Source organism: Bradyrhizobium sp. F1.13.3, assembly GCF_040548265.1.
Lineage (GTDB): Bacteria > Pseudomonadota > Alphaproteobacteria > Rhizobiales > Xanthobacteraceae > Bradyrhizobium.
This window is the reverse complement of the sequence record NZ_JBEPRI010000029.1, coordinates 1-11,916: the sequence shown is the minus strand read 5'-3', so window position 1 is coordinate 11,916 and position 11,916 is coordinate 1. Positions and strand designations below refer to the sequence as shown.

The 11,916-nt window shown below is 65.1% G+C and carries 9 protein-coding genes; 5 read left to right on the top strand and 4 right to left on the bottom strand.

All coding sequences use genetic code 11. The features are described 5' to 3' along the window. The first annotated feature begins 2 nt into the window (after window positions 1-2). The 3 genes from ABIB66_RS40680 (at window position 3) to ABIB66_RS40670 (ending at window position 2,767) form a co-directional block, all read left to right on the top strand. Window positions 3-977 carry an ABC transporter substrate-binding protein gene (locus ABIB66_RS40680; protein ID WP_354208323.1) on the top strand — a complete coding sequence of 325 codons (975 nt, stop codon included), beginning with the start codon at window positions 3-5 and terminating at the stop codon, window positions 975-977. A gap of 274 nt (window positions 978-1,251) precedes the next feature. Next, window positions 1,252-2,253: an SPFH domain-containing protein gene (locus tag ABIB66_RS40675; protein ID WP_354061283.1), complete on the top strand. Its 1,002-nt coding sequence runs from the start codon at window positions 1,252-1,254 to the stop codon at window positions 2,251-2,253. Between the two features lie 70 nt (window positions 2,254-2,323). Further along, the gene (locus ABIB66_RS40670) at window positions 2,324-2,767 is read left to right on the top strand and encodes an NfeD family protein (protein WP_354208322.1); all 444 of its coding nucleotides are present in this window, start codon (window positions 2,324-2,326) and stop codon (window positions 2,765-2,767) included. A gap of 29 nt (window positions 2,768-2,796) precedes the next feature. On the opposite strand, the gene ABIB66_RS40665 is transcribed toward ABIB66_RS40670, so the two are convergent. Continuing rightward, entirely contained in the window at window positions 2,797-3,135 is a 339-nt protein-coding gene (locus tag ABIB66_RS40665) for a winged helix-turn-helix transcriptional regulator (protein WP_354061287.1), read from the bottom strand. 72 nt (window positions 3,136-3,207) lie between these two features. Between ABIB66_RS40665 and ABIB66_RS40660 the strand changes: the two genes are divergently transcribed. Continuing rightward, a complete protein-coding gene (locus ABIB66_RS40660) occupies window positions 3,208-3,765 on the top strand; it encodes a carboxymuconolactone decarboxylase family protein (protein WP_354208321.1) in 558 nt (185 codons plus the stop codon). A 101-nt stretch (window positions 3,766-3,866) separates the two neighbouring features. On the opposite strand, the gene ABIB66_RS40655 is transcribed toward ABIB66_RS40660, so the two are convergent. Next, window positions 3,867-4,874: a KpsF/GutQ family sugar-phosphate isomerase gene (locus ABIB66_RS40655; protein ID WP_275171005.1), complete on the bottom strand. Its 1,008-nt coding sequence runs from the start codon at window positions 4,872-4,874 to the stop codon at window positions 3,867-3,869. Between the two features lie 191 nt (window positions 4,875-5,065). Here ABIB66_RS40655 and ABIB66_RS40650 point away from each other — a divergent pair, with 191 nt between their 5' ends. Further along, on the top strand, window positions 5,066-6,835 hold the full coding sequence (locus tag ABIB66_RS40650; RefSeq protein ID WP_354208320.1) for an outer membrane beta-barrel protein: 1,770 nt from the start codon (window positions 5,066-5,068) through the stop codon (window positions 6,833-6,835). 213 nt (window positions 6,836-7,048) lie between these two features. Here the strand turns inward: ABIB66_RS40650 and ABIB66_RS40645 are convergent, their stop codons facing one another. Both ABIB66_RS40645 and gltB read right to left on the bottom strand, forming a co-directional pair. Then, the gene (locus ABIB66_RS40645; RefSeq protein WP_354208319.1) at window positions 7,049-8,500 is read right to left on the bottom strand and encodes a glutamate synthase subunit beta; all 1,452 of its coding nucleotides are present in this window, start codon (window positions 8,498-8,500) and stop codon (window positions 7,049-7,051) included. A gap of 146 nt (window positions 8,501-8,646) precedes the next feature. Next, window positions 8,647-11,916, bottom strand: a 3,270-nt coding sequence (gene gltB / locus ABIB66_RS40640) for a glutamate synthase large subunit (RefSeq protein ID WP_354259435.1), incomplete at its 5' end; no start/stop codon positions are given.

The window sequence follows — 11,916 nt, the reverse complement described above, 5'->3', positions numbered from 1 at the left end:
CCATGAACCGCCGCGAGGTTCTGGCGCTTCTTGGGGTGACCGCGGCGCTGCCGGCCTCGGTGCTGGCGCAAACGAATGCGACGCGCCGGCTCGGCGTGCTCTCGGTCACTGCGGCCGACGATGCGATCGGGCAGACCCGTAGCGCGGTCCTGGTCCAAGCGCTTGCCGGTCATGGCTGGAAGGAGCGCGACAACCTCAAGATCGATTGGCGCAACGGCGGCGGCGACCGCGCACGGATCGCGCAATTCGCCGATGAGCTGATCGCTCTCAAGCCCGACATCCTGCTCGCGGTCGGCACGCCCTCGGTGGAAGAGCTGCGCCGGCGCACGACGACGATCCCGATCGTTTTCGCCGTCGTCACCGATCCTGTCAGCCAGGGCTTTGTCCAGAATCTCGCTCATCCCGGCGGCAATGTCACCGGCTTCACCGATTACGACGGCCCGCTGGCCGGCAAATGGCTGGAGATGCTGACGCAGGTCACGCCAAGACCGTCCCGTGTGTTCGTGGTCTACAATCCCGCCACCGCGCCGTTCGCGCCCCTGATGCTGGGTACGATTGAGGACGCTGGCCGCGCGCTCGATGTGACGGTGGAGTCCGCGCCGGTGCATGACACGGCCTCGATCGTCGCCCTGGCTTCGCGGAAAGACGGCGGCCTGCTGGTGCTGCCGGACTTCTTCACCATGTCCAACCGTGCGCTTCTCCTGGCGGCCATCAACGAAGCGCGTGTGCCGGCAGTGTTCTGGAGCCGCACCTTCGTCGACGAGGGTGGCTTGATGTCCTACAGCACCGACAGCGCCGAGCAGCTCCGCCGCGCCGCCTCCTATATCGATCGCATTCTGAAGGGTGCGCGGGCGGCCGACTTGCCGGTCCAGAATCCGACCACGTTCGAGCTGGCGATCAACTTGAAGACGGCCAAGGCGATCGGCGTCACGCTTCCGCCAAGCCTGCTCGCAACCGCGAACGAGGTCATCGAGTAGGATTTGGCTGCGACCGCCGGCATGGACGGATTCGTTAACGTTGTCGCTAGGTCTGCGCCGGCACGCTTTCAAGAGCGCGTCGCAAATACATAATCGCGACCATTCCTTATCCCGGCGTCTTGTGTAGAATCCTGCCGATGCCGAAATCATCCACGACCGCTGAACACTGAATCCTTTACTGAACGCTTTACTGAACCCTTGGGGTCGTGATCCCGACCAATGACAGCGCGGAAAAGGGTCTTTTCCCGACAATCTTTCCCGCCTTGGAGGAAATATGAGCGGTTTCGACATTTTCGCGATTGTGCTGGTTTTGCTCGTCATCGTCACGTTGGTGGCCGGTGTGAAAACGGTGCCGCAGGGCTATGACTGGACCATCGAGCGGTTCGGCAAATACACCCAGACCCTGAGCCCCGGGCTCAATCTGATCGTGCCCTATTTCGATCGCGTCGGACGCAAGATCAACATGATGGAGCAGGTGATCGACATTCCCGAGCAGGAGGTGATCACCAAGGACAACGCCACCGTGACGGTCGACGGCGTCGCCTTCTTTCAGGTGTTCGACGCCGCCAAGGCGAGCTACGAAGTCTCCAACCTGACCCAGGCCGTCACCGTTCTGACCATGACCAACATCCGTTCGGTGATGGGCTCGATGGATCTCGATCAGGTGTTGTCGCACCGTGACGAAATCAACGAGCGCCTGCTGCGTGTGGTCGATGCCGCCGTCTCGCCCTGGGGCCTCAAGGTCAATCGTATCGAGATCAAGGATATCGTGCCGCCGGCGGACCTCGTCGAAGCCATGGGCCGACAGATGAAGGCCGAGCGCGTCAAACGCGCCGACATCCTTCAGGCCGAAGGTGCACGCCAGTCCGAGATCCTGCGCGCGGAGGGTGCCAAGCAGGGCCAAATTCTCCAGGCGGAAGGTCGCCGCGAGGCCGCCTTCCGCGACGCCGAAGCACGCGAGCGGTCGGCGGAAGCCGAGGCCAAGGCGACGCAGATGGTCAGCGAAGCGATCTCCAAGGGCGACGTCGCGGCGCTGAACTATTTTATCGCCGACAAATATATCAAGGCGTTCGGGCAACTGGCTGAGTCGCCGAACCAGAAGGTCATCATGCTTCCGGTCGAAGCGATGAGCATGCTGGGCTCGCTCGCCGGCATCGGCGAGATCGCCAAGGCGACGTTCGGCGAAAGCGCAGCGTCCGCGGCCGCTGCCGCCCGCCGCGGCTCGGTGCCGTCGTCCAGTCCGACGCCGCCGGCGGTGCCGCCGCGGCAGGGGTAAAGCGCATGCCCCGGAAAAGTGGACACCGGTTTTCCGACAAGGGCATGCGTCATTTCAAAGAGGTCGTGTCATGACCGACATGTTCGTATCGCTCGGCACCTGGAACTGGCTGATCTTCGGCTTCGCCCTGATGGCGCTGGAGGTGCTGGCGCCGGGAATCTTCCTGTTCTGGCTCGGGCTCGCCGCGTTGCTGGTCGGGCTGATCTCGTTCGGAGTAGCGATATCCTGGCAGATCCAGCTCGTGATGTTCGCGATCTTCGCTGCCGCCGCGGTGCCGGTGTGGCGCCGCCTCGCCCGTCCGAAGTCTGATGCGAGCGCGAGCCCATTCCTCAACAAGCGCGCGGATGCGCTGCTCGGCCGCGAGTTCACGCTGGAGAAGCCGATCGTCGACGGCAACGGCACCATGCGTATCGGCGACACGGTCTGGCGCGTCGCCGGTCCGGATACGCCGGCGGGCACGCGTGTGAAGGTGGTGCAGGTGGACGGTGCGAATCTGACGGTTGCGGCGGCGTAGACGAGCTTGCCGGGACGGCATCGCCAGACTTACGCGCCGCTCTTGCTGCGCCACCTCTCCGCAAACCGGTGCAGCGGCATGAACGTCTCGCACAATTCTCGCCCGAGCGCCGTCAGCCCGTAACCGCTGGCTTCGCCGAGTTCCACGAATCCGGCCTCGCGCAAATCGTCCAACCGCGCCTGCAGCACCGTCGGCGAGGCCTCGTCGCAGGCGGTTCGCAATGCGCGCGAGGTGAGGGGGGCGTCGCGCAATTCCCACAGGATTCGCAGGCTCCAGCGTCGCCCCAGGATGTCGAGCAGCGCCATGATCGGTCGCCCGGAGCGCGAGCCACGGACGTTGCGCGATCTGGGGGAGGTCTGTTTCGCCATCGTGGCCCTCTTGCACACTGCTACAAATAATGTAGCGTGTTGCTACAATAAATGTAGCAAAGGAGACAGCCAATGTCCCAGGCCCCGCCGCGCATTGCCCCGCTCACCCCGCCTTATCCCCCGGAGATTCAGGCGCAGTTCGACCGCATCATGCGCGGTGCGCCGCCGCTGCTGCTGTTCCGGGTAATGGCGGGCCATACCCGCGCCTGGAACAAGTTTCGCGCCGCCGGCCTGCTCGATCCCGGCCCGCTGTCGTTGCGCCAGCGCGAGATCGTCATCGACCGCACCTGCGCGCTGAACAAATGCGAATATGAATGGGGCGTGCACGTCGCGATCTTTGCCGTGCCGGCGGGGCTCAGCGAGCCGGAGGTGCGGGCCACCGTGCAGGGCGATGCGACGTCGCCGTGCTGGTCCCCGGCCGAGCAGGCGCTGATCGCCGCCGTCGACGCGCTGCATCACCGTGCGACGTTTGACGACGCCGAGTTCGCCGCGCTGTCGGCGCATTACGACGAGGCGCAGATCCTGGAGATTATGCTGCTGTGCGGCTTCTACCGCACGGTCTCGTACCTGGCGAACGGGCTGAGATTGCCGCTGGAGGAGACGGCGGCGCGGTTTCCGGCGCCGCTCTAACCGCCGTCATTGCGAGCGTAGCGAAGCAATCCAGAATCTTTCCGCAGAGGCAGTCTGGATTGCTTCGCTGCGCTCGCAATGACGAAAGAGAAAGGGACGCGCTACGCCACGCCCGCCCGCAGCAGATCGTGCAGATGCACGATACCGACCACCTTGTCCGCCTCGGTCACGACCAGCGTCGTGATCTTGCGGGTGTTGAGCACCTCGATCATCTCGGTGGCGAGCATCGAGGGCGGCACTGTCTTCGGTTGCCTGGTCATGACGTCGTCGACCGACGCCGTCAGCAGGTCCGGTCGCATGTGGCGGCGCAGGTCACCGTCGGTGATGATGCCGACAGCCTCGGCCGCATCGTTGACGATGCAGACGCAGCCGAGGCCCTTGGCCGACATCTCCATCACCGCGTCCGACATCTTGGTGCCGAGCGGCTTGACGGGGATCTCCGCACCGGTGCGCATGTAGTCGCGGACGAATTTCAGCATCGCCCCTAGCTTGCCGCCGGGGTGGAAATGCGCGAACTCCAGCGCGGTGAAACCGCGGCCCTCGAGCAGCGCGATCGCGATGGCATCGCCGATCGCGACCTGCATCATCGTCGAGGTGGTCGGGGCCAGATTGTGCGGGCAGGCCTCGCGCGCCTTTGGCAGCTCGAGGACGATGTCGGCCGCTTGTCCCAGCGAGGACGCCGCGTTCGACGTCACCGCAATCATGGGGATGGCGAACCTTGCGGAATAGTTCACGAGGGTCTTCATCTCCGGCTGCTCGCCGGACCAGGACAGCGCCATGATGACGTCATCGGTGGTGATCATGCCGAGATCGCCATGGGCGGCTTCGGCGGTGTGGACGAAGAAGGCGGGCGTGCCGGTCGAGGCCAGCGTCGCCGCGATCTTACGGCCCATATGACCCGACTTGCCGAGCCCGGTGACGATGACGCGGCCCTTCGCGTTGCGGATCAGATCGACCGCCTGGGCGAAGCTCGCGCCAAGCGGGCCGCGCAGGGCGGCAGCGAGCGCGTTGATGCCGCCGCTCTCCGTTTCCAGCGTGCGGAGTGCGGATTCGACGCTGTCGGGAATGGGGCCGGATGATTGGGTCATCAGCGGTTTCGAACTCGGCATGTTCTGGTCCAGGGAGGAGGGGCGTTCGCCCGTTGGTGCCTGCTTAGCACGCCACGGTCTTGCATGCGACGAGGGCGGCCCGACCCTCAACCGGTCGTTAACCATAATTGTTTTAACTCCATTAACGATGGTTCCCGCCGATCGGTGGGGATAATCGCGAAAGTGTTTGATTTCGTTGGAGTTCTTCCATCGTGGGGTCGTCTCCAGGCTCGAGCCGGAGCAAACGCGCGCATTTCCTGCGCGCGGCTTTGCCGTGCTTTGCGCTGACGGTCCTTGGAAGCGCCCCCGTGGCGGCCCAGAGCCTCACCCCCGACCTGTTCAGTCCCAACCGCGGTGGCTTCGCCTCGCCCGACACGCTGCCGACGCGCCGCACCGCGGGCGTGCCGCAGGCGCCGTCGGATGCGCTGCCGGCGCTGCCCGATCCCAACTCCGATTTGCGCAAGCGCCAGCAGACGCCGGCGCGCCCCGGCCAAAACCCGACCAACCAGAACCCGACCGGCCAGGTCCCGACCTATGGCCTGCCTGCCGCCAGTGGTGCGAGCAGCTCCGGCTACGACTCGCTGAACCGAAAGCGGCTGCAGCCGAAGCTCTATCCGGGTCAGCCCAAGCCGAAGCGCCCTGCCGGTCCCGGCTCGCGGGCACCGACTACAACGCCGCCGCCATCCACGCTCGGCCCGCCGAAGATCGCGCCGCCGCCGTCCGCCTCCGCAAACAAAGCGCCGGTGCCGCCGGCGCTGGCCGGCAACGTGCCCGGCCAGCCGCTGCGCCGCCGCCTCAAGCTCGACGAGGATGCGTTCGGCGCGGTCGGCGACTATGCCGGCAGCTTCCTGATCAAGGGCGGGCTCGAGCTCTCCACCGGCTACGACACCAACCCGGCGCGCCTAAACAAGCCAGTCGGCTCGCCGGCCTATGTCGTCGCGCCCGATCTGCTCGTGGCGTCCGACTGGGAGCGCCACGCACTGGTCGCGGATCTGCGCGGCTCGTTCTCCGGCTACACCAACAACATGCCGGCGACGATCGACGGCTTTGCCTCGCCTTCGCCGGTCGAGGTTGACCGCCCCGACTTCACCGGCCATGTCGACGGCCGCATCGACGTCAATCGCGATCTCAAGCTGACCACGCAGCTGCGCCTGCGGCTCGCCACGGACAATCCCGGCAGCCCGAACGTGCAGGCCGGCCTGCAAAAATATCCTGTTTACGCCGCCTATGGCACGACCGTCGGCTTCGACCAGAGCTTCAACCGCTTCCAGGTCGCGGCCGGCGCCACCGTGGACCGCACTGCCTATACCAACTCAAAGCTGACCGACGGATCGACCTTCAGCAACGACGATCGCGACTTCAACCAGTATGGCGGCGTCGGACGGTTCTCCTACGATCTCAAGCCGGGCCTGAAGCCGTTCGTCGAGATCCAGGGCGACACCCGCGTGCACGACCGGGCCGCCGACCGCAACGGCTATTTCCGCGATTCGAACGGCGGCTACGCCAAGGTCGGCACGTCCTTCGAGTTCTCGCGCATTCTCATCGGCGAGGTCTCGGTCGGCTACTCCGCGCGCAACTATGTCGATCCGCGCCTCAGCCAGCTCGCGGGCTTCCTGACCTCGGGCTCACTGATCTGGAATGCAAGCGGCCTGACCACCGTGAAATTCGCCACCGACACGCAGATCGCCGAGACCACCGTCCCCGGCTCCTCCGGCGTGCTGGTGCACACCTACGCCGCCGAAGTCGATCACGATTTCCGTCGCTGGCTAACGGCAGTGGGCAAATTCACCTACGGCACCTACGACTACCAGGGCCAGAATCGCAACGACAAGACCTACTCGTTCGAAAGCAATCTGATCTACAAGCTCAACCGCAACATCTGGATCAAGGGCACGCTCCGCCACGACATCCTGGATTCGAACCAGCCGGGGTCAAGCTCGCAGGGCACGGTGGTGATGCTGGGGGTGAGGCTGCAGAATTAGCGCGCATGGTCGTTGCGATTGGCGAAGCCAAGCCCGAGGTGTCGTCCTGGCGAAAGCCAGGACCCATTACCCCAGGGAGTAGTTTGGCGAAGACTCGTCGTTTGGTATTGCGACCGGCCAACGATCGAGGGATCACGCGGTATGGGTCCTGGCTTTCGCCAGGACGACAGCGGATTTATTGTCTGCCTTCGAGCTTGGGCGGCTCGCGCCGACTCAGCGCGGCAGATCCGTCTTTCCCATCAGGAACGTATCGATCGACCGGGCGCACAGCCGGCCCTCGCGGATGGCCCAGACCACCAGTGATTGGCCGCGGCGCATGTCGCCTGCCGTGAACACGTTCGGGCGCGAGGTCTGGTAGTCGAGCGTGTTGGCCTTGACGTTGCCGCGCGGGTCGAGCTCGACCGAGAGCATCTTGAGCAGGCCTTCGTGCACGGGATGGACGAAGCCCATCGCGAGCAGGACGAGATCGGCGTCGAGCTCGAACTCGGTGCCGGCGATCGCCTTGAACTTGTCGTCGACGCGCACGCAGTGCAGCTTCTTGACCTTGCCGTTCTCGCCCGTGAACTTCTGCGTCAACACGGCGAATTCGCGGATCGCGCCTTCGGCCTGGCTCGAGGACGTCCGCATCTTCAGCGGCCAGTTCGGCCAGGTCAGTCCCTTGTTCTCGTGCTCCGGCGGTGCGGGCATGATCTCGAGCTGGGTCACCGAGAGCGCGCCCTGGCGCAGCGAGGTGCCGATGCAGTCGGATCCGGTGTCGCCGCCGCCGATGACGACGACATGCTTGCCGCCGGCCAAAATCTCCTGGACGCCGTTCAACGGTTCATTGGACACGCGGCGGTTCTGCTGCGGCAGGAAGTCCATGGCGTAGTGGATGCCGGCAAGGTCGCGGCCGGGGATCGGCAGGTCGCGCGGGGCTTCGGCGCCGCCGGTCAGCGCCACGGCGTCGTACTCGTTGAGCATCTCGCGCGGGTCGATATTGCCGTCGACGCCGACATGGCTGTTGTAGTGGAAGGTGACGCCTTCGCCTTCCATCTGCGCGACGCGGCGGTCGATGACGTTCTTTTCCATCTTGAAGTCGGGGATGCCGTAGCGCAGCAGGCCGCCGGCCTTGGCGAACTTCTCGAACAGATGCACGTCGTGGCCGGCGCGCGCGAGCTGCTGCGCGCAGGCCATGCCGGCCGGACCCGAGCCGATCACCGCGACCTTCTTGCCGGTCTTCACGGCCGCCACTTCCGGCTTCAGCCAGCCATTGTCCCAGGCGCGGTCGACGATCGCGCATTCGATGGTCTTGATGGTGACGGGGTTGTCGTCGATGTTGAGCGTGCAGGAGGCTTCACACGGCGCCGGACAGATGCGCCCCGTGAACTCCGGGAAATTGTTGGTCGAGTGCAGATTGCGCGAGGCTTCTTCCCAGTTGCCCTGATAGACGAGATCGTTCCAGTCCGGGATCTGGTTGTTGACCGGGCAGCCGGGCGTGCCGGGCGAGACCGAGCCGGTGCCGTGGCAATAGGGAATGCCGCAGTTCATGCAGCGCGCGGCCTGGTCGCGCGTTTCCTTCTCGGAGAGAGGAACGACGAACTCGTGGAAATGCTTCACGCGCTCGGCGACCGGGGTGTACTTGCGGTCATGCCGTTCGATTTCGAGAAAACCCGTGATCTTGCCCATTAAACCCGAAGTCCCTGCCGCTTAAATTCGTTTGTTGCCTTCTCACCGTCATTGCGAGGAGCGAAGCGACGAAGCAATCCAGTCTGCATCCGAGGAGAAAGTCTGGATTGCTTCGCTACGCTCGCAATGACGGGCGCTGATATTTCTTACGCCCCGATCGCGATTTTCGGCTCGGCGTCCGCGTTGGCGGCCATTTCGCGCAGCGCGCGCCGGTATTCGACCGGCATCACCTTGCGGAATTTGGGCAGCCAGTCCTTCCAGTTGGCCAGGATGTCGGCGGCACGCCTGGAGCCGGTCGCCTTGGCATGGCGCGTGATCAGAACGTGGAGCCGCTCGACGTCGGAGGCGAGCAGGTCCTTGAACACGTCAACCCGGCCGTGCGCCTCGAGGTCACCGGAGTGGTGGTAGGTGCCGGCGTTGATCAGCTCTTCCGACAGCACCGGCTCGAGCTCGACCATCGCCATGTTGCACAGCCTGTCGAAGTCGCCGGTCTCGTCCAGCACATAGGCGATGCCGCCGGACATGCCGGCCGCGAAGTTGCGCCCGGTCTTGCCGAGCACGACCACGATGCCGCCGGTCATGTATTCGCAGCAATGATCGCCCGCGCCCTCGACCACCGCCACCGCGCCGGAATTGCGCACGGCAAATCGCTCGCCGGCGATGCCGCGGAAGTAGCACTCGCCTTGAATGGCGCCGTACATCACGGTGTTGCCGACGATGATGCTCTCTTCCGGCACGATGCCGCTGTTGGCCGGCGGCTTGACGATGATCTTGCCGCCCGAGAGACCCTTGCCGACATAGTCGTTGGCTTCGCCTTCGAGCTCGAAGGTGACGCCTTGCGCCAGCCACGCGCCGAAGGCCTGGCCGGCGGTGCCCTTGAGGCTGACATGGATGGTCTCATGCGGCAGGCCGGCATGGCCGTAGATCTTGGCGACCGCACCCGACAGCATCGCGCCCGCGGAGCGGTTGGTGCTGTTGATCTTGGCCTCGATCTTCACCGGCGCACCGCGGTCGAGCGCAGGCGTTGCCTGCTCGATCAGCGTGCGATCGAGCACCGCTTCCAGATGATGGTTCTGGCGCTCGGAGTGATAGATCTTCTGGCCCTTCTCTTCCTTCTGCTTGACGAAGAGCTTGGAGAAATCGAGCCCCTTGGCCTTCCAGTGCGCGACCAGCTTGGTCTGGTCGAGCAGCTGCACCTGGCCGATCATCTCGTTGAAGCTGCGGAAGCCGAGCGAGGCCATGATCTCGCGGACCTCCTCGGCGACGAAGAAGAAGTAGTTGATCACATGCTCGGGCTGGCCGGTGAAGCGCTTGCGCAGGACGGGGTCCTGGGTCGCGACGCCGACCGGGCAGGTGTTGAGATGGCACTTGCGCATCATGATGCAGCCGGCCGCGATCAAGGGCGCGGTGGCGAAGCCGAACTCGTCGGCGCCGAGCAGCGCTCCGATCACGACGTCACGCCCGGTGCGGAAGCCGCCGTCGACCTGGACCACGATGCGGCTGCGCAGCCGCTCCCGCACCAGCGTCTGGTGGGTTTCGGCGAGGCCGATCTCCCACGGTGACCCGGCGTGCTTGATCGAGGTCAGCGGCGAAGCGCCGGTGCCGCCCTCGAAGCCCGCGATGGTGACATGGTCGGCGCGCGCCTTGGCGACGCCCGCGGCAACCGTGCCGACCCCGATCTCGGAGACCAGCTTGACCGAAACCGCGCCGTCCGGGTTGACGTTCTTGAGGTCGTAGATGAGCTGCGCCAGATCCTCGATCGAGTAGATGTCGTGGTGCGGCGGCGGCGAGATCAGGCCGACGCCCGGCGTCGAGTGCCGGACCTTTGCGATGGTCGCGTCCACCTTGTGGCCGGGCAACTGGCCGCCTTCGCCGGGCTTGGCGCCCTGCGCCATCTTGATCTGCATCATGTCGGAGTTGACGAGATACTCCGTGGTGACGCCGAAGCGGCCGGAGGCGACCTGCTTGATCGCCGAGCGCATGCTGTCGCCGTTCGGCATCGGCTTGAAGCGGTCGGCTTCCTCGCCGCCTTCGCCGGTGTTCGACTTGCCGCCGATCCGGTTCATGGCAATCGCGAGCGTGGTGTGCGCCTCGCGCGAGATCGAGCCGAAGCTCATCGCGCCGGTGGCGAAACGCTTGACGATGTCCTTGGCCGGCTCGACCTGGTCGAGCGGCAACGGCTTGCGCTTCTCCTCGTCCGCGTTCTTGATCCGGAACAGGCCGCGCAGCGTCAGGAGACGCTCCGACTGCTCGTTGAGGATCTTGGCGAAAGCACGGTAGCGTTCCAGCGAATTGCCGCGCGCGGCGTGCTGGAGCAGCCCCACCGACTCGGCGGTCCATGCATGGTCCTCGCCGCGGCTGCGATAGGCGTATTCGCCGCCGACATCGAGCGAGGTCTTGTAAACGAGAGCCTCGCCGAACGCGTCGGCATGACGGCGCACCGCCTCTTCGGCAATCTCGCCAAGACCGACGCCCTCGACGCGGGTATGCGTGCCGGCGAAGAATTTTCCGACGAATTCCGCCTTGAGACCGATGGCGTCAAAGATCTGCGCGCCGCAATAGGACTGGTAGGTCGAGATGCCCATCTTGGACATCACCTTGAGCAGGCCCTTTCCGATCGACTTGATGTAGCGCTTGACGATCTCGTAGTCGTCGAGCGAGCCGGGCAGGCGGTCCTTCATCGCGATGATGGTCTCGAACGCGAGATAGGGATTGATCGCTTCCGCGCCGTAGCCGGCCAGGCAGGCGAAGTGATGCACTTCGCGCGGCTCGCCGGACTCGACGACGAGGCCGACCGAGGTGCGCAATCCCGTACGGATCAAATGATGATGCACGGCGGCGCACGCCAGCAGCGACGGGATCGGAACCCGGTCGGTGCCGACCATGCGATCGGACAGGATGATGATATTGACGCCCTCGCGCACCGCGCTCTCGGCGCGCGCGCAGAGCTCGTCCAGCACCTGGTCCATGCCGGCCGCGCCGAGGCCGGCGTGGAAGGTGGTGTCCAGCGTGCGCGACTTGAAGTGCGACTCAGCGACGTCTGAGATCGAGCGGATTTTTTCGAGGTCCGCGTCGGTCAGGATCGGCTGGCGCGCTTCGAGGCGCTTTGTGGTGGCAAGGCCTTGCAGGTCGAACAGGTTCGGCCGCGGTCCGATGATGGAGACGAGGCTCATCACCAGCTCCTCGCGGATCGGGTCGATCGGCGGGTTGGTGACCTGTGCGAAGTTCTGCTTGAAGTAGGTGAACAGCGGCTTGGCCTTGGCCGACAGCGCCGAGATCGGCGTGTCGTTGCCCATCGAGCCTGCGGCTTCCTCGCCGGTGGAGGCCATCGGCGTCATCAGGATGGTGATGTCTTCCTGGCTGTAGCCGAACGCCTGCTGGCGATCGAGCAGCGACAGGTTGGAGCGCACGCCGGT